General features: G+C 74.7%; 18 protein-coding genes. 13 read left to right on the forward strand and 5 right to left on the reverse strand.

Annotation, left to right across the window (positions count from 1 at the left end):
* Nucleotides 1-11: 11 nt before the first annotated feature.
* Together OG689_RS24230 and OG689_RS24235 are read left to right on the forward strand one after the other, a co-directional pair.
* Complete coding sequence (locus tag OG689_RS24230) at nt 12-1,223, forward strand: cytochrome P450 (RefSeq protein WP_266323002.1); 1,212 nt, start codon at nt 12-14, stop codon at nt 1,221-1,223.
* A 20-nt stretch (nt 1,224-1,243) separates the two neighbouring features.
* The gene (locus OG689_RS24235) at nt 1,244-2,248 is read left to right on the forward strand and encodes an ADP-ribosylglycohydrolase family protein (RefSeq protein WP_266323003.1); all 1,005 of its coding nucleotides are present in this window, start codon (nt 1,244-1,246) and stop codon (nt 2,246-2,248) included.
* A 60-nt stretch (nt 2,249-2,308) separates the two neighbouring features.
* Here the strand turns inward: OG689_RS24235 and OG689_RS24240 are convergent, their stop codons facing one another.
* Nucleotides 2,309-2,731 (reverse strand): DUF1801 domain-containing protein, encoded by a 423-nt coding sequence (locus OG689_RS24240; RefSeq protein WP_266323004.1) that lies wholly within the window; start codon nt 2,729-2,731, stop codon nt 2,309-2,311.
* 425 nt (nt 2,732-3,156) lie between these two features.
* Between OG689_RS24240 and OG689_RS24245 the strand changes: the two genes are divergently transcribed.
* The 6 genes from OG689_RS24245 to OG689_RS24270 all read left to right on the forward strand — a co-directional run bounded on the left by OG689_RS24245 (nt 3,157) and on the right by OG689_RS24270 (nt 13,500).
* The gene (locus OG689_RS24245; protein ID WP_266323005.1) at nt 3,157-4,338 is read left to right on the forward strand and encodes a serpin family protein; all 1,182 of its coding nucleotides are present in this window, start codon (nt 3,157-3,159) and stop codon (nt 4,336-4,338) included.
* Nucleotides 4,339-4,665: 327 nt separating this feature from the next.
* Nucleotides 4,666-8,874, forward strand: coding sequence for a hypothetical protein (locus OG689_RS24250; RefSeq protein WP_266323006.1), 4,209 nt, complete (start codon nt 4,666-4,668; stop codon nt 8,872-8,874).
* A gap of 18 nt (nt 8,875-8,892) precedes the next feature.
* Nucleotides 8,893-9,315 (forward strand): hypothetical protein, encoded by a 423-nt coding sequence (locus OG689_RS24255; protein WP_266323007.1) that lies wholly within the window; start codon nt 8,893-8,895, stop codon nt 9,313-9,315.
* Nucleotides 9,312-10,481, forward strand: coding sequence for a nucleotide exchange factor GrpE (grpE, locus tag OG689_RS24260; protein WP_266323008.1), 1,170 nt, complete (start codon nt 9,312-9,314; stop codon nt 10,479-10,481). The genes OG689_RS24255 and grpE overlap by 4 nt, the downstream gene beginning before the upstream one ends.
* A 50-nt stretch (nt 10,482-10,531) precedes the next feature.
* Nucleotides 10,532-13,069, forward strand: a complete 2,538-nt coding sequence (locus OG689_RS24265; protein WP_266323009.1) for an Hsp70 family protein — start codon at nt 10,532-10,534, stop codon at nt 13,067-13,069.
* Complete coding sequence (locus OG689_RS24270) at nt 13,066-13,500, forward strand: tetratricopeptide repeat protein (RefSeq protein ID WP_266323010.1); 435 nt, start codon at nt 13,066-13,068, stop codon at nt 13,498-13,500. The genes OG689_RS24265 and OG689_RS24270 overlap by 4 nt, the downstream gene beginning before the upstream one ends.
* A gap of 94 nt (nt 13,501-13,594) precedes the next feature.
* On the opposite strand, the gene OG689_RS24275 is transcribed toward OG689_RS24270, so the two are convergent.
* From OG689_RS24275 to OG689_RS24290, 4 genes are all read right to left on the reverse strand, one after another.
* Nucleotides 13,595-14,686: an ADP-ribosylglycohydrolase family protein gene (locus OG689_RS24275; protein ID WP_266323011.1), complete on the reverse strand. Its 1,092-nt coding sequence runs from the start codon at nt 14,684-14,686 to the stop codon at nt 13,595-13,597.
* A gap of 46 nt (nt 14,687-14,732) precedes the next feature.
* Nucleotides 14,733-16,034, reverse strand: a complete 1,302-nt coding sequence (locus OG689_RS24280) for a DUF2786 domain-containing protein (protein ID WP_266323012.1) — start codon at nt 16,032-16,034, stop codon at nt 14,733-14,735.
* A gap of 190 nt (nt 16,035-16,224) precedes the next feature.
* A complete protein-coding gene (locus OG689_RS24285) occupies nt 16,225-17,832 on the reverse strand; it encodes a transporter (protein ID WP_266323013.1) in 1,608 nt (535 codons plus the stop codon).
* Nucleotides 17,829-18,617: an ABC transporter ATP-binding protein gene (locus tag OG689_RS24290; RefSeq protein WP_266323014.1), complete on the reverse strand. Its 789-nt coding sequence runs from the start codon at nt 18,615-18,617 to the stop codon at nt 17,829-17,831. The genes OG689_RS24285 and OG689_RS24290 overlap by 4 nt, the downstream gene beginning before the upstream one ends.
* 234 nt (nt 18,618-18,851) lie before the next feature.
* Here OG689_RS24290 and OG689_RS24295 point away from each other — a divergent pair, with 234 nt between their 5' ends.
* From OG689_RS24295 to rpsG, 5 genes are all read left to right on the forward strand, one after another.
* Complete coding sequence (locus OG689_RS24295; protein WP_323189324.1) at nt 18,852-19,466, forward strand: DUF1707 and DUF4190 domain-containing protein; 615 nt, start codon at nt 18,852-18,854, stop codon at nt 19,464-19,466.
* Between the two features lie 291 nt (nt 19,467-19,757).
* Nucleotides 19,758-21,431, forward strand: coding sequence for a hypothetical protein (locus tag OG689_RS24300; protein WP_266323015.1), 1,674 nt, complete (start codon nt 19,758-19,760; stop codon nt 21,429-21,431).
* A 68-nt stretch (nt 21,432-21,499) separates the two neighbouring features.
* The gene (locus OG689_RS24305) at nt 21,500-23,092 is read left to right on the forward strand and encodes a DUF2142 domain-containing protein (protein ID WP_266323016.1); all 1,593 of its coding nucleotides are present in this window, start codon (nt 21,500-21,502) and stop codon (nt 23,090-23,092) included.
* 465 nt (nt 23,093-23,557) lie between these two features.
* Nucleotides 23,558-23,929 carry a 30S ribosomal protein S12 gene (gene rpsL / locus OG689_RS24310; RefSeq protein WP_014144289.1) on the forward strand — a complete coding sequence of 124 codons (372 nt, stop codon included), beginning with the start codon at nt 23,558-23,560 and terminating at the stop codon, nt 23,927-23,929.
* 2 nt (nt 23,930-23,931) lie between these two features.
* Nucleotides 23,932-24,402, forward strand: a complete 471-nt coding sequence (gene rpsG, locus OG689_RS24315) for a 30S ribosomal protein S7 (RefSeq protein WP_073924319.1) — start codon at nt 23,932-23,934, stop codon at nt 24,400-24,402.
* Nucleotides 24,403-24,418 lie beyond the last annotated feature (16 nt).

Raw genomic sequence — 24,418 nt, forward strand, 5'->3', positions numbered from 1 at the left:
GGGAGTGACCCATGACGACAGCGATGTTCGATCCCTGGTCGGCCGAGTTCGTGGCGCACCCGTACGACGCCTACGCCGAGCTGCGCGAGCACGCGCCGGTGAGCCGGTACGAGCCGACCGGGCAGTGGCTGGTCGCGCGGCACCAGGACGTCAGCGCCCTGCTGCGGGACCGCCGGCTCGGCCGCACCTACACCCACCGCTACACCCACGAGGAGTTCGGGCGGCCCGCACCCGACCCGGCGCACGAGCCCTTCCACACCCTCAACGACAACGGGCTGCTCGACCTGGAGGCCCCCGACCACACCCGGATCCGGCGGCTGGTCGCGAAGGCCTTCACCCCGCGGATGGTCGAGGAGCTGCGGCCCGCCGTCGCCCGGCTCGCCGACGAGCTGGCCGGCGCCCTGCTCGCGGACGGCGGCGGCGACCTGATCGCCACCGTCGCCGAGCCGCTGCCGGTCGCGGTGATCGCCGAGATGCTCGGCATCCCCGCGGCGGACCGGGTGCTGCTCCGGCCCTGGTCGGCCGCGATCACCGGCATGTTCGAACTCAACCCGACCGAGGAGACCGGCCGGCGGGCGGTCGCCGCCAGCGTCGAGTTCTCCGACTACCTGCGCGGGTTGATCCGCGAGCGCCGGGTCCGGCCCGGCACCGACCTGCTCAGCGCGCTGATCCAGGCCCAGGACGGCTCGGACGCGCTGAACGAGCAGGAGCTGGTCTCCACCTGCGTCCTGCTCCTCAACGCGGGCCACGAGGCCACCGTCAACACCACCGGCAACGGCTGGTGGGCACTGCTGCGCAACCCGGACCAACTCGCCCTGCTGCGCCGCTCGGTGGACGAACTGCTGCCGACCGCCGTGGAGGAGCTGATGCGCTACGACACCCCGCTGCAGATGTTCGAGCGCTGGGTGCTGGAGGACATCGAGGTGGCCGGCACGACCATCCCGCGCGGCTCCGAGATCGCCCTGCTGTTCGGCTCCGCCAACCGCGACCCGGCCCGCTTCGCCGACCCGGACCGGCTCGACCTCGCCCGCGCCGACAACCCGCACATCACCTTCGGTGCCGGAATCCATTTCTGTCTGGGCGCCCCGCTCGCCAGACTGGAGCTCGGCGAGTCGTACGGCGCGCTGCTGCGCCGGGCCCCCGGGCTGCGCCTGGTGCGCGAGCCCGAGTGGCAGCCCGGGTACGTGATCCGGGGGCTCAAGGAGCTGCTGGTCGAGGTGTAGTCAAGACCTGGGGGTACGTGATGCGGAAGGCCGCCACCGGCACGCTGCTGGGCCTGGCGATCGGCGACGCCATGGGGCGCCCCACCGAGTTCCAGCCGGTCGAGCGGATCGCGGCCGACTGGCCCGACTGGCGCGAACTGCCACTGCCGAAGCGGGCACTGGTCACCGACGACACCCAGATGACGCTGGCACTGGCCCGCGGGCTGCGCACCGCGCTGGAGCGCGGCCCGCTCGGGCCGCTGCGTCTGGAGCGGCCGCTCCGCGAGGAGTTCGTCGACTGGTGGCGCTCGCCGGACAACAACCGGGCACCCGGCATGACCTGCCTGCGCTCCTGCGAGCGGCTCCGGGACGGGCGGCGCTGGCAGGACGCCACCGACGTGGGCTCCAAGGGCTGCGGCGCCAACATGCGGGTCGCGCCGGTCGGCCTGCTGCCCGGGCTCACCGAGGAGGAGTACGCCGGCGCCGCGCAGCTGCAGTCCGCGCTCACCCACGGCCACCCCACCGCGCTGGCGGCGAGCGACCTCACCGCGTACACCGTGCGCCTGCTCGCGCGCGGGGCGGCGCCGGCCGGACTGCCCGCGCTGCTGCGGGCGTACGCGCTGGCGCACCGGACCAGGTACGACGCGTACTGGCTCGGCGACCTCGCCGACCGGGCGCAGGACCCGTCGGCGGAAAGCTTCATCACCCGGGGCTGGGACGACTGCCTGCACGTCCTGGACCGGCTGGACGCCGCGCTGGCAACCCCGGACGTGGAGGCCGACCCCTGCCTGGCCACCGGCGAGGGCTGGATCGCCGAGGAGGCCTTCGCCACCGGTCTGCTCTGCTTCCTGCTGCTCCCGGACGACCCGGTGGCGGCCGTCCGCCGGGCGGCATGGTCCTCGGGGGACTCCGACTCGCTGGCCTGCCTGGCCGGTGCCTTCGCGGGCGCGCACCACGGCGCGGGCGCCTGGCCGGCCGCGTGGGTGGAGCGGATCGAGCACCGCGACGAACTGCTCGGCCTCGGCGCGCTCTGGGACCAGGACTGACCTGCGGCCCGCCCGGCCGGGCGGCGCAAGGCGGCCGGGGAGGTGGCGGCGCGGGCCCGGTCAGTTGGTGACGGTGGTGCCGTCGAAGCGCTCGAAGGCCGCCTTGACCAGCTCGCGCAGGGCCTCGGCGTCCACCTCGGCCAGCCGCTTGATGTAGAGGCAGCCCTTGCCGGTGGTCACCGGGCCCAGCCTGGCCAGCAGATCGGCGTGCCGGTCGAAGCCCTCGGCGACGTACAGCGTCAGCGCCTGCTTGCGCGGCGCCAGCCCGACCGGCGGCCAGTCGCCCTCCCGGCCGCTCGCGTAGCGGTAGTGGTAGGTCCCGAAGCCGACGATCGCGCTGCCCCACATGGCGGGCGCGGTGCCGGTGACCTCGGCCATCAGCGCGCAGAGCGCCTGGGCGTCGGCCCGGCGCCGCTCGTCGGCCACCGCGGCGAGGAACTCCCCGACGTCGGCGGTGGTCCTGGTGGTCTTCGGCTCGGCCATGGCGCCAGGGTAGGCGGGCCCGGGCGCGATCACCGGCCGGGCGCGCCGCCGTCCGTGCCTTCCGCCGGCCCGCCCGGCCCGGCCTGCCTGCTCCCGGTCCGGTGCAGGTCGCGAGCCGTCCCGGAACCGGACCGGGGGCGCCCGCGTCGAACCGCCGACAGCCGAAACCGCCAGTACCCGGCGCCGGGGCCCAGGCGGCGCTCCGAACCAGGACGGGGACACCTGCCATGACCAGCCGGACCTCTCGGACCTCTCCGACCTCTCGAATCCCCCGGACCGGCCATTCCCGCGGGCCCCGCCGCCCGGCGGCACTCCTCCTCGCGGCCGTCCTGTCCACGGCCCCGATCGCGGCCTGCGGCAGTACAGCCGGACCTGGCGCTGCCCCGGACCCGTCCGTGGTCCGCGCCTCCGCCCCCGCCACCCCCGTGAGCGCCGATCCCGGGCAGCTGGCAGCCACCGCCGCCGCCACCAACGCCTTCGGCGTCGACCTCCTCCGCGCGCTCACCGCCGACGGGGGCGCCGGCCGCAACCTGGTGCTCTCGCCGTCCGGCCTGGCCACCGCCCTGGCGATGGTGCTGCCCGGTGCGCGCGGCGCCACGGCGGACGAGCTGTCCAAGGCGCTGCACACCGGACTCACCGCCACCCGGTACGCGGTGGCGACCGGCGCACTCGGCCGGCAGGCCCGGCCGGCCGGCGGCAAGGACGGAGCGGTACTGCGGCAGTCGGACACCCTCTGGGCCCAGCAGGGCTTCACCCTCGACCCCGGCTACCTCGCCACCCTGGCCGCCGCCTTCGACGCGGGCGTGCGGACCACCGACTTCAAGAAGGACCCGGCCGGCTCCCGCCAGGCGGTGAACGCACTGGTCGAGAAGGACACCGAGGGCCGGATCAAGGACCTCTTCGGCCCGCGCGACATCACCCCGGACACCCGCCTCGTCCTGACCGACGCCCTCTTCCTCAAGGCGAAGTGGCGCGAGCCGTTCCAGCACTCCCACACCTCGGACCAGCCGTTCCATCGTCTCGACGGCAACGCCGCGGCCGTCAGCACGATGGGCCGAAACGCCGCCCTGCGCTACGCCGAGGGCTCCGGCGGGATCGCCGGACAGCCCTGGCAGGCCGTCGAACTCCCGTACGCCGACAGCAATCTGGCGATGGACCTGGTGGTCCCCGCGCAGGGCGGGTTCGACGGCTTCGTGCGGGGGCTGGACGCCGCTCAGCTCGACCGGATCGTCGGCGGCCTCGCCGAACGGCAGGTCGACCTGACCCTGCCCCGCTTCACCTTCGAGACCTCGAACAACCTCGCCGGGCCGCTGCGCTCGCTCGGGGTGAAGGCCGCCTTCGACGCCGCCGACCTGAGCGGCATCCCGGGCCCCGGCGAGCAGGAGCGGCTGAAGGTGGACGCCGTGGTGCAGAAGGCGACCATCGCGGTGGACGAGGACGGCACGGTCGCCGCCGCGGGCAGCGGCGTCGGGATCGGCGCGGCCGCCGCGCCGGCTCCCCGGCAGGCCGTGGAACTGCACGTCGACCGCCCGTTCGTCTTTCTGATCCGTGACACCGCCACCGGGCAGCCGCTCTTCCTCGGCCAGGTCACCGACCCGAAGCCCTGACCGACTGCCCTGACCGGCCGCGCCGGCCGGCCGAGGCTCCGGCCGGCCGCGGCCCTGACATGCCGAGGCTCCGACCAGCCCGAAGCCCTGATCGGCCCTGCAGATGACTGATCGACAAACATGGTCGAAGCCAAGGATTTTGGGGTGATTTCGGGAAGAGATCTCCGCTCCGGCCGATTGCCCGGCAAGATGTTTTCCTGGTGCTCCCGCGTTCCAGGACGAGCCGACGACCTGGCCGCGGGCCGCACCGGGGGAGACAGCCGAAACGGCAGCTGAGGGGGGTCCGTTGAGTGCGACGGATGGGCGTAGCCACGCCCGGATGCGGGGATGACGATCGTTCTCGTCCTACTGCCGGTGATCGCGCTGGCGATCTGGGCCGGGCTCCGCCGGCGCGCCGCGAGCCGCCCGGTCACCCGGGCCGACCAGTACGCCCAGCTCCTCGCCGCGGCCGACGCCGCACGGGCCGCCGGCCGTACCCCGCAAGCCCTGCGCGCCTACCGCAAGCTGGCCGAACGGCTGGCCGGCGCGGCCCTCAGCCCGACGCTGCGCAAGGGCCGCGGCAACGCCCTGGTCGGCCAGGGCCTCTGCACCGCCGCCCTGGGCGACGGCCCGGCCGCCCTCCGGCTCTACCGCGAGGCCTTCACCCTCACCGAGCTCCCGCCGGAGGCGCTCCACGCGCTGGCCGAGGACATCGCCGCCGGCGCCTCCCCGGCCGCGCGGGCCGGGGAGGAGGAGCTCGACATCGTCCTCGCCGCGCTGGCGGCCGCACCGGCCCCCGGGCCGGCGGCCGGACCGTTCGACGGCTACCTCCAGCAGCGCTGCCTGGCCGCCCGCCGGCGCGGCCACACCGAGGTGGCCGACTTCGCCCGCCGGGTGCTGCTCGCCGCCCCCGGCCTCGAATGGGCGGTGCTCGCCCGCAGCGCGGCCCAGCGCGCCGGCGGCCGACCCGCCGACGCCGAGGCCACCCTGCGGGTCGCCACCGGTCAGGGGGCGGACGGCGGCGCGGTCACCGGCAGCGCCGAGATCTGGTTCCGGCTCGGCGTGGTGCTGGCCGGGCAGGGCCGTCACCCGGAGGCCGTCCAGGCCCTGGACGAGGCCGCCCGGCGCCCGCCCGGCACACCCTCCCCCTGGACCCTGGGGGAGCGGCTGCGCCGCGAGGTCCCGCTGCACCGCGGCATCGCGCACCGCGAGGCGGGCGACCTCGCCCGGTCCCGCGCCGACCTCGACGCCGCCGTCCGGGAGGGCCCGGACGACCCGCGCACCCACTACGCGCGCGGCGTGCTGGCCGTCGCCGAACACGACGACGCCGTCGCCGGGGCCTGCTTCGAGGCCGCGCTGCGGGCCGACGCCGACCACGCGCCCGCCCGCTTCGGCCTGGGGCTGCTGGCCGAACGGGCCGCCGACCCCGCCACCGCCGTCGCCCAGTACCAGGCCGGCCTCGCCCACAACCCCGGCTGGGAGCCGGGCCGGGTCAGACTCGGCGCGGCGCTCGCCGCCGCCGCCCAGCCGGCCCAGGCCCTGCACTTCCTCGACGGCCTGCGGACCGCCGAGGCCGAACACCACCGCGGCCTCGCCCACGCCGCCCTCGGCGACCCGGGCGCCGCCGCCGACTGCTGGGCCGGCCTGGAGCAGACCCCCGCCGTGGCCCGCAACCTCGCCACCGCCCGGGACCACCTGGCCCGCCGCGCCCTCGCCGCCGGCGACCACGCCCGGGCCCGTGAACTCTGGGAGAGCTGCCAGGAGCACCAGCCGGACGGCTCCCACCCGGCCGGCCCGACCTGGCCCGCGCTCATCGCCGAGGCCGCCCTGCGCGAGGGCGGCGCCGCGCTGCTCGCCCGGCCCGCCGACGACCTGGCCCGGCGCCGGATCACCCGCCTGCTGCGGATCGCCCTGCTGTCCGACCCCGAGGACGCCCGCGCCACCCACCTGCTCGCCGTGCCGGCCCTCCTGCGCGGTGACGCCGCCGCGGTCGTGGACCTGCTCCGCCCGTTGGGGCAGCGCCACCTCACGGCCCGGGGCCGCCACCACCTCGCGCTGGCCCGGCTGCTGCAGGGCCGCCCGGCGCTCGCGGTCTCGCTGCTGGGTGACGGCGACCCCGCCGGGGCCGAGCACCCCGGCCGGGTCGGGCCCGGTGCGCCGGGCGCCGCCGAGGCGCTCCCGCGGGACCCGGCCGAGGCCGTGCTGCGCGGTGCGCTCGCCGCCCGCGCCGGCAGCTGGGCCCGCGCCGCCGCCCTCTACGCCCATGCCCTGGACCCGGGGCAGGAGGCCGCCGACGTCCAGGGCGGCGAACCCGTCCTCGCACCCCTGCGCTGTGCCGCCGGGGACGAGTCCGGCGGGGACTGCGCGATCCCGTCCGCCGTCCGTTGCGGTCAGTGCGGGCGGCCGTGCTGCCACGCCCATGCCGCTGTCCTGCCGGCCCCCCGCACGTCCCCGCCCACCTCCACGTCCACGCCCGGCTCCCGGCCCCCGGCGGCCCGCTGCCGCGGCTGCCTGGCCCCCGTCACCGCCGCCCTGGTCGACGCCGCCCGCCGGGCCGGCGACCTCGCCGCGGCAGAGGCCGCGCTCACCCGCTGGGCGCCCGCCGACCCTCTCGCCCGCCGGACGGCCGCCCTGCTCCGCGCCGAGCGCGGGGATCTGGCCGGCGCCGCCCAGGCCTACGGCGAGGCCGGCCCGGACCAGGCCTCGCGGGCCGCCCTGGCCGCGGTCCGGTTCGCCCTGGCCGTCCACGCGGCCCGTGAGCAGCGCCACGAGGAGGCCGAGCGGCAGCTCGACCTGACCCTCGAACTCGTCCCGGCCCACCCGACCGGCCTGCGCGGCAAGCAACTGCTGGCCGAGCGCCGGGCCGACCTGGACGAGCAGGAGGGCCGGCACCCGCAGGCCTGGGAGCACCGCCGGGCGTCCTGGCAGCAGGCCCCCGGCGACCTGGCCGCGATCCACGCCCTGGCCCTGGCCGCCCACCGGCTGGCCGCCTCCGGCGCGGGCCGCGTCCACTGGGAGTGGACGGCCGCCTGCTGGGCCGCCGTCCTGCACAGCCCGGCGTTCTGGGAGCTGCTCGCCGAGCGGACCGGACGCACCCCGGGGCCCGAGCAGATCGCCACCGCCCGCGCGGCCCTGGCCGAGCGGATCGGCCGCGACCTGCGGGAGTCCGACGTCGCCGACGGCCCGGCCGCCCAGCGGGCCGACACGGCCCTGGACGTCCGGTGGAGCCTCGAACTACGCGCCGCCGAGGAGATGGCCCGGGCCGCCCTGGCCGGCGACGGACCGGCCGGGCTCGCCTGCGGCCCGCTGCTGCTGGCCCGGATCCGGGAGCAACCCGCCGGCCCCGCCTGGACCGGCGCCCTGGACGCCGCGCTCGCCGCCCGCGGCGGCGACGGCCTCGCCCGGCTCGCCGCCCTGCTCTCCCCGCTCGGCGTCCAGCACTTCCTGCTGGAACAGGGCCTCTACGAGGAGGCCGTCGCGGCGCTGGCCGGCCGGCCGGGCGAGGCCGCCGCCGACCTGCTCACCGAGGTGCTGCTCCGCCAGGCGGGCGAACGCCACCGGCACCGCGAGTGGGCCGCCGCGCTGGACAGCTGGACCAGCGCCGCGGCCGGCGGCGCCGCGCTCGACACCCAGCGTGAGCAGATCGCCGACGCCGCCCTCCAGGGTGTTCGGGCGCTGCTCGCCGAGGACAGCGAGAACCACGCCGGCGCGGTGGCCCTGCTGGAGCAGGCCCTCGCCCTCGCGCCCGGCCACCACGGCGTCCGGCAGAACCTGGGGGCCAGTTACCTCCAGCTCGGCCGCAAGGTGAACAACGAGCAGCGGGACTACACCGAGGCCCTGCGGCTCGTCCGGCTGGCCCTGGAGTTCACCCCCGACGACGAACTCGTCCGGCGGACGGCGAGCACCGTCCTGGGCAACCGGGCCGGCGCCCTGATGGACGAGGGCCGGGACCGCGACTTCGCGCAGGCCGAGGAACTGCTGCGCGAGGCACTGGCGCTCGCGGACGGCGACGACCTGCGCCGCACGCTGTCCGGGGTCCTCTACCGCAAGGGCCGCAAGCTCGCCCTCGCCCGGGACCGCGCCCCGGCGCTCGCCGCCGCCACCCAGGCGGTGGTGCTCGACCCCGAGAAGGACCCCGCCGACGCCCGCGCCGAAGGCCGCCGGATCCTCGGCGTGATGCTGCACAACCACGCCCTCGGCGAGGAGTTCAAGAGCCGGCCCACCGAACGCATCGGCCTGCTGGAGGAGGCCCGCTGGTACGAGGACGACGCGCAGACCCGCGAGGCGCTCGCCTGGACACTGCGCAACCACGGTGTCGACCGGGCCAACGCCGACGACTTCACCCGGGCGCTCGCCCTGCTCAAGAAGTCCCTGGACGTCCTCGACCTGGCCGACACCCGGCAGCAACTGGCGCTCTGCTACCGGATCCAGGCCGTCGCGCTGGCCAACCGGCGGGACCTCCACGGCGCCCGCCGGGCCGTCCGCGAAGGCCTGGAGATCGACCCCTACAACACCGAACTGATGATGCTCAACTCCCAGTTGGCCAGGATGCGCTGATGGGGACAGGAGACCTTCGTGCCACTGCCCGATGAGACCGCGTACGACATCCTCGGGCTCCCGCTCGGGGCCGGTGCGGCCGAGATCAAGGCGGCCCACCTCAAGGCCATCCGGGCCCGCCGGCACAGTCCGCGCGAGGTCAACGCCGCCGCCGCGATCCTGCGCAACCCCGACCAGCGCCTGGCCCTCGACATCCAGGCACCGGCGCCGGCCCGGTGGCCGACCGCCCTCGCCGAGACCTTCGCCGACGCCGCCCCCGAGACCTTCCTGCCGCCCGTGCAGGAGCTCGGACTTCCGCCCCTGGAGGCCCTCGTGGTGATCCGCCCGGACGAAGTGACGGGCGTCTGGCGCCCGCCCGCAGGCGAGCCGCCGCCGTTCGAGGCGGTGGACCGGTACGCCGTCACCCTCGCGGTGCTGCCGCCCGTGGAGGTGCCGGAATGACCGGGACGGACACCGGCCGCCCGGCCGCGGACCTCCCCGCGGACGGCCTCCCCGCCGCGCAGGCCCTCGGGGCGCAGATCCCCGGCGCCCGACTCCCCGCCGGCGCCGACCCGCTGGCCATCGACGAGCAGCCGCTGCCGGTGCCGCCGGGCGCCGCGGCCGTCGACCTCGCCGACGCCTTCGGCAAGCTGCTCTTCCGCAGCGCCTTCGCCCAGCGCAAGCGCGCCGAGGAGGCCAAGGAGGCCGAGAGCGGGCTGCGTGACCTGCTGCTCGGCCTGCTGGAGGTCGACGACGCCCTCGGCGCCATCGCCGGCACCGAACTCCAGCCCGTGGCGTACCCCGAGCGCCTGCTCGGCGCCCCCGCCCCCGCCACCACGCAGGCCGGGGCGGCGGCGACCCGGCGGCTGCTGCGTCTCAAGTTGGCCCGGGCTGGGGTGCGGCCGATGAGCTTCGACAACCGGCTGGCCAACACCGACGTCTCGGAGATCGTGGCCACCACCCCGGTCGCGGGGATGCCCGAGGACACCGTGGTCGACGTGGTGCAGGCCGGCTTCTTCTGGCAGGACCAAGTCCTGCGCCGGGCCCGCGTCGTGGTCTCGGTCCTCCCGGAGGAGCTGCCGGCCGGGCCGCCGGAGGAATGGCAGCCGGAGGAATGGACGGCGCAGGAGTGGACGGCGGCGGCACCGGACGAGCAGCTCGCTGCCGGACCGGACGCGCCGGCCCTGTCCGTCGAGCCGGCCCCGGCCCTGCCCGAAGGGCCGGCCCCGGCCCTGCCCGAAGGGCCGTCCGGGGCGCAGCCGCTTCCCGCAGCGGAGCCGGCGTCCGAGCCCGTACCCGAGCCCGAGCCCGTACCCGAGCCCGAGCCCGTACCCGAGCCCGAGCCCGTACCCGAGCCCGAGCCCGTACCCGAGCCCGAGCCCGTACCCGAGCCCGAGCCCGTACCCGAGCCCGTACCCGAGCGTCCCCGGCCCGTCCGCAAGCAGCCGAAGCGGCAGCAGTCCCGGGCGAAGCGCCGTACCACCGCAGGGAGCGGCACCAGCAGCACCGGTAGCACCAGCAGCTCCGCCACCACCGCCAGCGCCGATGTCGCCGGCACCGACACCAGCAGCACCGACACCGGCAGCACCGGCACCGGCAGCACCGGCACCGGCAGCACCGGCAGCTGAGACCAGCAGCAGCACAGTGCCGACGGACGGCGCAGTGAGGGGACAGGGACGTGTACAGGACGCTCGGTATCGACCTCGGCACCACGAACTCCGTGGTCGCCCAACTCCGCCGGGGTGAACCGGAGATCATCCACAACCGGCAGAACCAGGAGGCCACCCCTTCGGTGGTCGGCCGGGGCAAGCGCGGTGAGCTGCTGGTCGGCTCCAGCGCGCGCGGCCGGGTGGCCACCGACGCCGAGAACATCATCCGCTCGGTGAAGCGCTTCATCGGACGCAAGTTCAAGGACCCGCAGGTCCAGGCGGTGCTGAAGGACCTGGCGTACCGGGTGACGCCGGGGCAGGACGGCGACGTCAACGTCTGGTTCAACGGCCGGGCCTACACGCCGATCGAGCTCTCGGCGATCATCCTGCGCCGGCTCAAGGAGGACGCCGAGCTGCGGTCCGGCGACGTGTTCCACCGTGCCGTGATCACCGTGCCGGCGTACTTCGGCGAGCGGCAGGTGGCCGCGACCCAGGAGGCCGGGCGGCTGGCCGGGTTCCAGGTGCTGCGGATCATCAACGAGCCGACGGCCGCGGCCCTGGCGTACGGGATGACCGGTGACCTCGGCGACGAGGGCCGGACCGTCCTCGTCTACGACCTTGGCGGCGGCACCTTCGACATCTCGATCCTGCTGCTGATGCCCGGGTCCGTTTCCGTGCTCGGCATCGAGGGCGACAATCTGCTGGGCGGCGACGACTTCGACCGGCTGCTCACCGAGGAGCTGCTGCGGGAGATCCGCGCCGAGCACGGCGCCGGCTACGAGCCGGACCAGCGGGACCGGCCGAGGATCGACGGCGCGGCCGAGGGTGCCAAGATCGAGCTGTCCAGCCAGCTGGTCGCCGACCTCAACCTGACCGGGCTCGGCGGCGGCGCGCTGATCCTGGAGACCGAGCTGGAGCGGGAGCGCTTCGAGCAGCTGGTGGCCGCCCGGATCCAGCGGACCCTGGAGCTGACCCGCAAGGCCGTCCGGGAGGCCAACCTGACGGTCGGTGACATCGACGAGGTGCTGCTGGTCGGCGGCTCCACCGCGATCCCGCTGGTCGAGCGGGAGCTGGCCGCGCTGTTCGGGCCGGACCGGATCCGCCGGGGCGTGAACCCGATGCAGTGCGTGGCGCTCGGCGCGGCCGTGCAGTCCGCGCTGATCGCCGAACTGGACTGCCCGTCCTGCCGCACCGACAACCCGCTGGCCGCGTCGGACTGCGCCGGCTGCGGCAACTCGCTGCTCGGTGAGCCCAGGACCACCTGTCCGGGCTGCTTCCTGCCGGTCGACCCGCAGGCCGCCGAGTGCCCCAAGTGCGGGACGGCGCCCGTCCCGGAGGAGAACTCGGCGCTGCCGCCGGCCCCGGCCGCCGCGGCCGGGGTGCGGAGCTGCCCGCGGTGCGGCACCGCCGCGGCACCGGGCGCCGCCGCCTGCGGCCTGTGCGGTGAGTCGCTGGCCCCGGCGGTCGCCGCCGACGCGGACACCGGAGGGCTCCGCTGCGCCGCCTGCGGGGTGCTCAACGCCCCCGGCGCGGAGTCCTGTGCGGGCTGCGGGGAGTGGATGCAGGTCGCCAACCCCTTCGACATCACCCCGAAGGACCTGGGGATCGAGCTCAACGACGGCCGGATGGCGGTGATCATCCCCAAGAACACCAACTACCCGACCGCGGAGCCCGTCCACAAGGACTTCTTCGCCACCGGCGGCGGCAGCCGGCGCCTGGAGGTCGCCGTCTACGAGGGCGACCACGAGGTGGCCCAGCAGAACGAGCTGATCGGCGCCCTCACCCTGCGGCTGCCCGAGGACGCCACCGGCCGGGCCCGGATCACCGTCTCCTTCGGGCTCTCGGCCGACCGCACCATCACTCTGGAGGTGCGGATCAAGGGCGGCGAGGCGAAGACCGTCACCCTCCAGCGGACGGTCCTCGACCCCGAGTGGCGGGCCAAGGTGGACGACCGCCGGCGCGCCGTGGCGGAGTTCACCGAGCGCTGGGAGCAGGAGCTCACGCCGGAGGAGCGCCGCGCCGCCGAGAACCTGCTCGGCGAGCTCGACGACATGGCCGCCGGCCAGGTCAAGGGCCGGTCGGCCGAGCAGATGCTGGCCGACTCGCTGCAGCGTCAGCAGGCGCAGGCGATGGTCCGGGGCGTGAGCGCCTACCTGAGCGCCGTCATCCAGAGCTGCGACCGCCTGCTGCGCCCGGACGACCTGGACGAGCTCAAGCGGCTGCGGGCCGAACTGGACGCGGCCCGGGACGCCGGTGACCAGGCCGCCGCGGTGGACGCCGCCGAGCGGGCGGACGCGGCGATCGCGGCCCTGGGCCACACCGTCCGGGTGCTGACGTACTGCCGGGTCTTCGTCGTCCAGGGCATGGTCAGCCCGGCGCTCGCCCAGCAGATCCGGGCGGCCCTGCAGCGGGTCGACGACGGACTGGACACCGGCAACTACGAGCTGGTGAACGCCGGCATGACCGACCTGGTGGAGTGCTACGCGCTCGCCGGGCAGGACATCGACGCGCACCACGACTCGGTGCCGAGCGGCCCGGTGCGGCCGGAGGAGGCGGGGCCGCGATGACCGGACGGCCCGAGCCGGTGATCCCCCCGCAGGACGACGGCGCAGGGTACGGCGTGCAGTGCCCGCTCTGCCGGCTCGCCCCCGCACCCGACAGCCTGCGCTGCCCCGGCTGCCAGGAGGACCTCACGCCGCTGGTGCACCTGCGGCTGCGCGGCCGGCTCGCCTACAACGAGGGCCTGCGGCTGGCCCGCGCCGGGTCGCTGGGGGAGGCGGTCGGCGAACTGGAGCGCGCGGTCCGGCTGGAGCCGGGGCTGGTGGTGGCCTGGGTGGTGCTGGGCAAGGCGGCGGCCCGCCTCGGCGACCGGGCCCGCGCCGCCGCGGCGCTCGGCCAGGCGCTGCGGCTGGAGCCCGGCCATCCGGGGGCGGGCGCCGCCCTCACCGGACTCGACCTGACGCAGGCGGACGGGGCCCGGTCCGGCGGCCACGCCTGACCGCCCGACCGCCCGACCGCCTGGCAGAGCGACCGCCCGACCGCCCGACCGCCCGACCGTTTGACAGGGCGACCGCCTGCGGGCCCGGCGGCCGCTACCCCACCGGGTAGCGGTCGTCGAGCACCGGGTGGGCCGGCTCCCGGCTGCCGAACAGCACCACCAGGTCGTCCGCCACCCTGAGCAGCACCTCCCGGCCCTCCACCGAGCCGGTCCAGTCGGCCGGCAGCGCCGCGGCGCCGTAGGCCGCGCCGACCAGGTTGCCGCAGACCGCGCCGGTGGAGTCGCTGTCGCCGGAGTGGTTCACCGAGAGCAGCAGGGCCCGCCGGGCGCCGGCCGCGCCCTCGCCGCCCGCCAGCGCGCAGTACACGGCGATGGCCAGGCACTCCTCGGCGATCCAGCCGAGGCCCACCCGCTCGACCCACTCGGCGCTCGGATCGCCCTGGTCGGCCAGCAGCACGGCCCGCCGCAGCGCCTTGACGGTCTCCTCGCCGGCCGGCCAGCCCTCGGTCTGCTCGATGGTCTCCTGGACGGCGGTGCGCAGGTCCGTCCCGGCCGTCACCCGTTCGATCAGCGCGGCGAAGGCGCCCGCCGCCAGGTACCCGGTCGGGTGCCCGTGGGTGAGCTGGGCGCACTGCGCGGCCAGCCCGAAGGCCTGCTCGACGCCGAGCCGGGCCAGCCCGAACGGCGCAGAGCGCATCACCGTGCCGCACCCCTTGGAGTGGGCGTTGATCGGGCCGGGCTGCCCGAACATCGAGGGCGTCTCGAACTCCCGGTGGTACGCGACCCCGGTCATGCAGGCGTTGCCGGGCGCCCGCCGGGCGTACAGGAACGGCTGCCGGAGCAGCCAGCCGTCGTACGGGGCCTGCAGCGGCAGCAGGTCGGGCCCGCCCTGTTCCTGGGTCAGCAGCCAGCGCTGGTAGGCGCCGTGGACGGCCTCCGGCACCGACCCGCCGCCGCCGGACCAGCCCCGGACGAAGCCGCGGATCAGGCCCTCCGCGGTGAACAGCGTCATCTGGGTGTCGTCGGTGACCTGCCAGTCCCGGGTCCCCACCGGGCCGGTGACGCCCTCGGGGCCGTAACGCCCCCGGATGTCCTCCAGGTGCAGGAACTCCACCGGCCAGCCGAGCGCGTCACCGACCGCCCCGCCGAGCAGGGCGCCCCGTACCCGGTCCGCGTACTCCGTCACAGCACCAATCCCCCTTCGTCCGGGCCTTCGCCCGCAGCTTCGCCGTTCAGCGCCGGATGGCCCCGGCCCGCCCGTGCAGTGCGGCACGGTCGGCGGCGGCCCGGCCGGCCGCCCATCCCTCGCCGTCGCTCACCCGGACGCGCTGCGAGGTCAGCTTCGGGAACATCCGACCGATCGTCGCATCCACCGCCTGCTCCCGTGCGGCCAGTGCCGGCAGCAGCCGCTCGTCGGGCGTCAGCTGCTCGGCGGTGCCGTCCTCGCGCAGGTGCCGGCCGGCGGCCGCGTCCTGGGTGGCCTGCTCGGCCGCGGTGGTCAGCCGCTCCCGGATCCGGGCCGCGTAGGCGACCAGGAAGGACTGCCGGAAGGCCTTGGTCCGGGAGGCGCCGTCGAGGTGCTGGCGGCTGCCCGCCTTGTGCATCGCCGCGGTGGCCTGCACCAGCAACGAGGTGTAGAGCAGTTCGACGCCGTCCAGGTCGGCGTCGAAGCCGACGATGGTGCAGAAGCCGAACTCCTTCGCCCAGACCACCCGGCAGCGGTTGGCGGCGGCCACCGCGTCCAGCAGCATCGTCTTGGGGACCTCGTACGGGCTGTCGACGCCGATCCGCAGTGCCGCCGGGGTGTCCGCGGCGGCGGCGGTGACGGCGAGCAGGGCCTCGTCGATGCTGTGTTGCGCCATCAGCTGCTGGGCCTTGGCGGTCAGCGCCTCGGCCTCCTCCGGGTACTCGGTGGACTCGGCCTTGGCGAGCAGTGCCCGGATCCGGGACAGCATCCGGGGCTCGCCGGTGACCGGTCCGCTCGGCCGCTCGGCCCGCGGGGCCTGGCCGGGCACCGGGCCGACCGGCTGGACGGGCGGCAGGTGCCCCCAGGTCCGGAGCAGTTCCAGTGCGACGGTGGCCAGCGCGAAGCGGTCCAGCCGGTGGCGCTCGGCGAAATCCGTGAGATAGCTCTCGTCGCCGGCCCACCACACCTCGGCGGCGAGCTCCCGCAGCTGCTCGTGCCAGCGCCGGTCGAGGGCGGCCGCCGGGTGCCGGCGCCCTTCGGCGGCGATCAGGTCGACGGCGAGCGCCAGGTGCACCGGCTTCAGCTCCCGCCGCACCACCCGGGCCAGGTCGGCCGGGCGCCAGCCCGCGGACCAGCAGCGTCCGACGGCCGTGTCCGCGTACCGCAGCAGCGCCCGGCTCACCGCGGGCCACTGCCCGGGGGCGGCGGCCAGCATCGAGGCGCCGGTGTCCAGCGCGAGGTCCAGCCCCTCCGCGGGCGCGGCCACCACCCGGTGGACCGCCTGCTCCAGCAGCCCGCCGACGGCCTCGTCCGGCCCGGAGTCCTGCTGCTGCCTGCGCTTGCCCACGGTGAATCTGCTTTCGCTGCGTACGGTGTCCGGGGCGGTCGGCCCTCCTGCCATGATGCCGGAGCGCGGGCGCCGACCCGCCCGGCCGCCCAGCGGCCGGCGCCGTGACCGGCGCCGTGACCGGCGCCGTGACCGGCGCCGTGACCGGCGCCGTGACCGGCGCCGTGACCGTGCTGCGGCGGGGCCGCGGTCAGCGCTCGACGGCCTTCGCGAGGATCTCCGGCAGCCGGCCGAGCAGTCGCCCGGCGGCCAGCCGGACCCCGAGCGCCGCGGCCGCGGCGCCGTAGAGCGGGCCGAGCAGGAGGACGGGCCAGGCCGGGCCGTCGCCGGCCAGGGCCCACAGCAGGTAGCCGCCGACCGGGAGGCTCAGCACCACCACGCCGACCATCGAGCCGAAGGTGTTGAGCAGGGTCAGCCCGCTCTGGCCGGGGGCGGCGTTGCGCATCGGGTTGCCGTCGGCCGGCATGGCGTACGGCACGACCACGCTGAACAGCGCGCCGAGCCCGACGGCGCAGCCGAGCACCGACAGGGCCAGGCCGAGTGCGGGGGCGAACCCGGCCCAGTCGCCGGTGGCGGTCGCCAGCACCAGCCCGAGCAGTGCGGTGACGGGCACCGCGTAGAGGAGGACGGCGTAGGCCCGTCCGCGCAGCTCGTCCCGGGCGTCGGCGGGGGTGACCAGGGTGGCGGCGACCATCCAGAAGGCGGAGCCGTCCATTCCGAACAGGTTGACCATCTGCAGGCCGAGGAACATCCCGGCCATCACCACCAGGTAGACGCTGGACCAGCCCTGGATCAGCGACAGCACGCAGACCACCAGCGTCATCCCGATGCTGGTGAACACCGCGGCCTTGGCCCGCGGCTCGCGCCAGGCGTACCGCAGGTGCCGCTGCATCACCGCGCCGGTCCGGCCGGCCGGCAGGAAGCCCCAGCCGCGGGACTGCCCGACCCCGCGGGCGACCTCCAGGGTGGAGGCGTCGGCGGTCACCATGAGCTGCTGGAGGCTGCCCAGCCACCAGCGCAGCAGCAGCGCCAGCAGCGCCGCGGCGGCCGCGAGCTGCAGCAGGGCCAGGACGTGGTGCCCCTCGCCGGCGGTGCGGGCGGCGTCCAGCGCGCTGACCGGCGGCACCCACCGCAGCACCGCGGCGAACGGGGCGAAGGGGGAGAGGTCCAGCGAGTCGCCGGGCCTGCCGAGGATGCTCTGGAAGCTGAGGTTGGCAACCTGCACGAGCAGGGCGAAGAGCAGCCCGCCGAAGATGGCGAAGTCCTTGCCGCGCCGGCTGGACAGCAGCCGGGCGTTGCCGGCGGCGACCGCCCGGGACAGCGTCACCACGCTCACCACGGTGAGCGGCACGCCGATCACGGCGGCCACCGCGGAGGCGGCGCCGTGCGCGCCGGCCAGCGCCGCGCCGGTGAGCAGCACCAGGGCGACGGCGGGGCCGGGGCCGATCAGCGCGGCCAGCGCGGAGCCGCGCAGCAGCGGCCAGGGCCGCAGCGGCAGCATGGTGAGCCGGGTCGGGTCGGCGCTCTCGTCGCTGGAGAAGAGGAAGAGCGGCACCGCGGCCCAGCCGAGGACCAGGGCGCAGGTCACCATGACGGCGGCGTCGCCGGCCCCGGCCCGCCCGTTCAGCAGGGCGAGGCCGAGCGCGAGGCCGGTGGTCAGCAGCAGGCCGGCCACGGTGCCGAAGACGTAGAGGGCGGCCCGGCCGGGGCTGCGGCGCAGTCCGTTGCGCAGCAGCCGCAGTTTGAGCGAGACCAGCGCCCGGACGACCTGCCGGCCGTCCGGCGGCGCGGCGCTCACCGGTCGCCGCCGAGCCAGCCGAGGGCCTGGCCGTCGTCCTCGCGGACGCCGATCAGCTCCAGGAAGGCGGCGTGCAGCGAGCGCCCGCCGCGGACCTCCTCCAGCGGGCCGTGCGCGATCACCCGGCCGGCGTCGACCACCGCCACCCAGTCGCAGAGCTGCTCGACCAGTTCCATCACATGGCTGGAGAACACCACGGTGCTGCCGGCCGCGGCGTACCGCTTGAGCACTCCGCGGATGGTCTGGGCCGACACCGGGTCGACGCCTTCGAAGGGCTCGTCGAGGAACAGCACGTCGGGGTTGTGCAGCAGGGCGGCGGCGAGGCCGATCTTCTTGCGCATGCCGGTGGAGTAGTCGGCGACCAGCTTGTCCGCGTCGGCGCCGAGGTCGAGGACGCCGAGCAGTTCCTCGGCGCGGCGGTCCACCTCGGCGCCGGGCAGCCCGCGCAGCCGTCCGTTGTACTGCAGCAGTTCGCGCCCGCTGAGCCGCTCGAACATCCGCAGGCCCTCGGGCAGGATGCCGATCCGGGCCTTGACGGCGACCGGGTCCGCCCAGACGTCGGCGCCGTGGATCAGGACGGTTCCCTCGTCCGGGCGCAGCAGGCCGGTGGTCATCGAGAGGGTGGTGGTCTTGCCCGCGCCGTTCGGGCCGACCAGTCCGACGAAGGCGCCGGCCGGCAGGTCGAGGGTCAGCCCGGCGACGGCGGCCTGCCGCCCGAAGCGCTTCCACAGGTTGTGGATACTGACGGCGGCTTCGGGGGACGGCGGCGGGGCGGACGCCTGCATGGGGGTTTCTCCAGGGTGGGGGCGGCGGGCGGAGGGGCTGCGGCTCAGCCTGCCACCGCGTCCGGGGCCTGCCGCCGAGGCCGGGGATACGGCGTGTCTGGGCCAAATGGGTGAGCGCGGAGGAATCCGAATGCGCTCCCCGTCGAAAACGGCAACTACTCAGGGCGCTCCTTCGTCCTGCACTATGAGAGCAGCGAGTGCGCGCAGCGCGCCGGGTGTCGGGGAGGTGGCCGGATGGCCGTACAGCCGTGGGGTCAGCAGAGCTCCGGGCACGGGCAGCCCAATCCGTACGCCCAGCCCCCGACGAACCAGCAGCCCCAGCCGTACGCCCAGCCCTGGCAGCCCGCCGCGACCCCGCAGGCCGCCATGCGCGCCGCCCACACGGACCGCGACCGGACGGTCGACGTGCTCAAGGCCGCGTACGCCGAAGGGCGGCTCTCCGCCGAGGAGTACTCGCAGCGCTTCGACGCGGCCAACCGCGCCCAGACCTACGGCCAGCTCTCGCAGATCGTCGCCGACCTGCCGTCCGGCCCGATGGTGCTGCCGATGGGCGCGGCGGTGCCGGTCGTCCCGCCCACCTTCCTGCCGCCGCCGGTGATCCCGATGCAGCGGCCGACCAACGGTGTCGCGGTCGCCTCCATGGTGCTCGGCCTGCTCTGCATCCCGACCGGCGGCATGCTCGGGCTGCCGGCGGTGGTCTGCGGCCACATCGCCAAGTCGCAGATCCGGGCCCGGCACGAGGAGGGCGACGGGATGGCCACCGCCGGCCTGGTGATCGGCTGGCTGTCGCTGGCGGGCTGGTCGCTGCTGATCCTGCTCGGCCTGGTCGCCTCGGTCAGCGGGGGCTGAACCGGCTGCGGCCGGCCTGCCGCACCGCCACGACTGTTCGGAGCGGCTTCCGCGGCTCGCCGGGCCCGGCACGGAAACCGGTCGGTCGTCCGGTATCACACCGACGGTATCGATTCCGCAGCGGCCGGGCCTCCACGAAGGCTCGTCAACGGGCAGGCCTTAGGATGCCCGGAGCGGCTACTGCTGCGTCAACGCAGAAGCCAGCCGCACTCGCCGTCGGCCGGATGCCCGGTGAGGGGGGCGTCAGACTCCGCGGTTCGCGGGACATCGACCACCGAGGACTCAAATCCAGTGACAGTCAGCACCGAGAGTGCGAGCACGCCTTCGCCGTCCCGCTCGCACGCCGGAGCAGGCCGCGCCGGCCGCCGGCCCCACCTGCGCCCGGCCTGGCGCTCGCCGCTCCTCCTGGCGGCCGAGGCGGGGGTGGCCTTCGCCGCCGCACTCGTCCTGCCCTACCTGGCCCGCAGCTTCAAGCTCGACCCGCTGAACCGGCTGGCCCAGGTGAGCGGCCTGGCCGCGATCCAGCTCCGGTTCGCGGTGATCGGCCTGCTGCTGGTCGCCGCCGCGGTGGTCGCGATGCGGCTGCGTGGCGGACGCCACTTCGGTCTGGTCACCCGCTTCGCCAGCGCCGCCATAGCCGGGCTGGCCAGCGGCTTCGTCGCGGCGGGTGCGGTGGTGGCGCTGCTCGGTACGCCGTGGCCGATGTTCGGGCTGAACGGCGACAGCGGCCGGATCGTCGAGTGGTCGCAGGCGGTGGCCCACGGGCTGCCCTCGCCCTCCCCGGTCTACCCGCCCGCGCCGCTGTACACCCTCGGGTACTACGCGCAGTGGTTCCACGACGGAAACACCGCCTACGCCTTCAAGGACCTCCAGATCCTGGGCGCCGCGGCCTTCGGCCCGCTGGTCTACCTGGCCTGGCGGATGCTGCTGAGCCCGGTCCGCGCCCTGGCGTTCGGCGTCCTGCCCGCCTTCGCGCTGATCGACGCCTACAAGCCGTACAGCCAGACCGTGCTGGTCCTGCTGGTGCCGGTGCTGGTCGCGATGGTCATCCAGCTGAGGCGCAGCGGGACGGACGGCTGGCGGTTGCTGCTGCTCAAGGGCGCCGGCTTCGGCGCGGTGCTCGGGCTGCTGTTCCTGACCTACTCCGGCTGGTTCCTGTGGAGCGCGGCCGGCGTGCTGGTCGCCGCCCTCGTCTACTTCCCCTGGCGGGCCGACCGGCTGCGCGGACTCGCGTTCGTCGCCGTCACCGCGGGGGCCTTCGCCGCGGTGGCCGGCCGCTACCTGGTGACCCTGCTCACCGAGGGCCAGACCACCAAGGACGTCAGTTTCCGGTTCGACAACTTCACCGACCCGGCGTACTTCCTGATGTGGCGCACCGACATGCCCGGCAAGGTCACCGAATGGCCGCTGCCCGGCGAGTTCGGCGGCATGGGCCTGTTCGCCGTGGTGATGTTCGTCTGCCTGGGCGTCGCGCTCTGGCTGGGCCTGCGCAAGCCGATGGTGGTCACCATCATCTGCATGTTCGCCAGCGCCTGGGTGATGCGGATGTACATCGCCTCGCACATGTACGAGACCCAGACGGTCCAGCTCTACACCCGTACCAACAACCAGCTGCTCTACTGTGGGCTGATCCTCTGTGCACTGGTGGCCCACCTGCTCTCGCTGCGACTGGCCGAGCGCCGCGGCGCGGCCGCCGACGGGACGGACGGGACGAAGATCTTGGGTGGTGGCTTCCCGAACCCGCAGGGCGCCGTGATCGGCGCGCTGTTCGCCCTGCTGTTCCTGTTCGGCACCGTCTCCTCCTCGATGGCCGACCGCTACATGCCGGCCAAGGAGAACACCTACCGGATCCTGCCCTGGGTGTCGCACACCGTGCAGAAGCTCGACGGGAAGTGCCCGAAGTTCGCTCCGGGCGGCGTCTGCACCAAGGAGGGCGACCAGGCCTGGGTGGCGATGATCCAGTGACCGGTGGCGGTGGGTCCACCCCTCCCGACAGCAAGACTTCTCCGAGTTCCCCAGAGGGCCATCTCCAGATGACGAACACCATGAAGCGGCTTGCCGACCGGCTCATGAAGACGCCCCGACGTCTGTGGGTGGTGTCCTTCGTGCTCTTCTTCATGCTGGGCGGCGCATTCTCGCTCTCCACACCCATGGGCGCCTCGCCGGACGAGCACGCGCACATCATCCGGGCGGCCGCGGTGGCCCGCGGACAGCTGGGCGGCACCGAGGTGATGGTCCCGCACCGGGTGGCCAGCATCGACGGCAACTTCGCCGAGACCGGCGTCCAGCTCCCCGCCTGGTACGAGGACCTCAAGACGATCAACTCGTGCTACGTGTTCCACCCGGAGCGCTCGGCGGGCTGCGCACCGGGGCTGGCGAGCTCCGAGAAGCAGATCACCGAGGTCACCACGGCAGCGGGCCGCTACAACCCGGCCTACTACCTGGCGGTGGGCTGGACCAGTCGGGTCCTCGACGGGGTCAGCGGTCTCTACCTGATGCGGCTGGCGTCGGCGGCGATCGGTGCGGCACTGCTGGCCAGCGCGGTCGTCTCGGCGGCCGAGTGGCACCGACGCTCGATCACCGTGCTCGGCGTGCTCGCGGCCGCCACCCCCATGTCGCTGTTCATGATCGGCATGGTGAACCCCAGCGGCGCCGAGATCGCGGCGGGGATCCTGGTCTGGAGTGCGGTCCTGCCGATTCTGATGTCCCCCGATCCCAAGCTGCTGACCAGGAGACTGGCCCGGTTGGGCATAGGCGCCACCGTGCTGATCAGCATCCGGCCGCTGGGCATCATCTGGTTCCTCGGAGCCGTGATCGGCGGTCTGCTGCTCCAGGAGAGCGGGGCGCTGCGCGCGGTGCTGCGCCGTCGGGCCGCCTGGCTCTGGACCCTGGCACTCGGCGCGACGAGCGCGGCGGCACTGGCCTGGACCGCGCTGCACCCCGACCACTCGGTGATCGACACGCCGTCGGACCTCACGACGCTCAAGGCGGCGCGGTGGACCTTCGACAGTTCGCTGACCTACATCCGGCAGATGATCGGATACTTCGGCTGGCTGGACACCCCGACCCCGGCGGCGACCCTGCTGATCTGGAGCACGGTGGTGATGATGCTGGCCATGCTGGCGCTCTGCTTCGCCCGGGTCCGCGAGACGGTCGCCCTGCTGGGGTCGCTCGTCGGCATCATCATGGTCCCGGTGGTGGCGCAGGGGATCCAGGCCCCGCAACTCGGCATGATCTGGCAGGGCCGCTATCTGCTCCCGTTCGCGGTGGGTCTTCCGATCATGGCGGCGGCCATCTGCGTCAAGCGCTCCCCGGTCACCGGCGTGCCCTGGCGGCGCCTCGTCGCACTCTCGGCGTTCTCGCTGTCCCTGGCCAACATGGCGGGCTTCGTCTGGGCCCTGCGGCGCAACACGGCGGGTACCGACGGTTCGTTCTTCCTCCTGCACGCCCACTGGTCGCCGCCCGGCAGCTGGCTGCTCTGGATCGTGGTCTACGGCGCGGCGGCCCTGCTGCTGACCCTGTTCGTGATGGCGGACGACCGCAGCCTGACCCCTGCGGGCTCCCAGCTCGGCCTCGGTCGGGCGATCGGCCGCCGGGGCCAGCGCAAGGTCGCGCCGGCGGCTTGAGGCCGGCGGCGTGGCACCGGCGGCGCCAGGTCGCGCCGGAGGCTTGACGCCGGCCCGCTCCGGATGCGGATCCGGAGTGGGTGTGATAGCGCTGGAGGGACGGACCGCCGTCGTGACGGACGCCATGACCTGGGCCGTCGCATTTGTTTTGACCGCGCCCGATGCGCTAGGTACGCTCTGACCTTGTGCCTGGGGTGTCCCCGGGTCCTTGTGCGTGCAAGCACACCGGCCGCCGCGCCACGGCGATGCGCTCTCCAGCGCCTCGCGCGCGTGAGCGCCGTCGCTGCACATCAGCTCATGGGATTCCGCGATTCCTCCACCGTCCGTGTCGGCTGCGAAGCCGGTACGGAGGGGCTGGAAGAAGCCCAACACACCCGACCGCGTGGGTCGACCACGGGGCCGTGTGCGTTGGGAACACCGCAGGTTAGATCTACCAAGCGATGGCACACAGAAAACGGAGAAACGGTGCCTACGATCCAGCAGCTGGTCCGAAAGGGCCGGCAGGACAAGGTCGAGAAGAACAAGACTCCCGCGCTCAAGGGCTCGCCCCAGCGTCGTGGCGTTTGCACGCGTGTGTACACGACCACCCCGAAGAAGCCGAACTCGGCTCTCCGTAAGGTCGCCCGTGTGCGCCTCACCAGCGGGATCGAGGTCACCGCTTACATTCCGGGCGAGGGCCACAACCTGCAGGAGCACTCCATCGTGCTCGTGCGTGGCGGTCGTGTGAAGGACCTGCCGGGTGTGCGTTACAAGATCATCCGCGGCTCCCTTGACACCCAGGGTGTCAAGAACCGCAAGCAGGCCCGCAGCCGCTACGGCGCCAAGAAGGAGAAGTAAGAATGCCTCGTAAGGGCCCCGCCCCGAAGCGCCCGGTCATCATCGACCCGGTTTACGGCTCCCCTGTGGTGACGTCGCTGGTCAACAAGATCCTGCTGCACGGCAAGCGCTCCACCGCCGAGCGGATCGTCTACGGCGCCCTCGAGGGCGTTCGTGAGAAGACCGGTGCCGACCCCGTCGTCACCCTGAAGCGCGCGCTTGAGAACGTCAAGCCCGCCCTTGAGGTCAAGTCCCGCCGTGTCGGTGGCGCGACGTACCAGGTTCCGGTCGAGGTCCGTCCGGGCCGCGCCGCCACCCTGGCGCTGCGCTGGATGGTCGGTTACTCCCGCGCCCGTCGCGAGAAGACCATGACCGAGCGCCTCATGAACGAGATCCTCGACGCCAGCAACGGCCTGGGCGCTTCCGTGAAGCGTCGCGAGGACACCCACAAGATGGCCGAGTCCAACAAGGCCTTCGCGCACTACCGCTGGTAGTCCTAACCCCGTCACT

This window comes from Kitasatospora sp. NBC_00240 (assembly GCF_026342405.1).
GTDB lineage: Bacteria > Actinomycetota > Actinomycetes > Streptomycetales > Streptomycetaceae > Kitasatospora.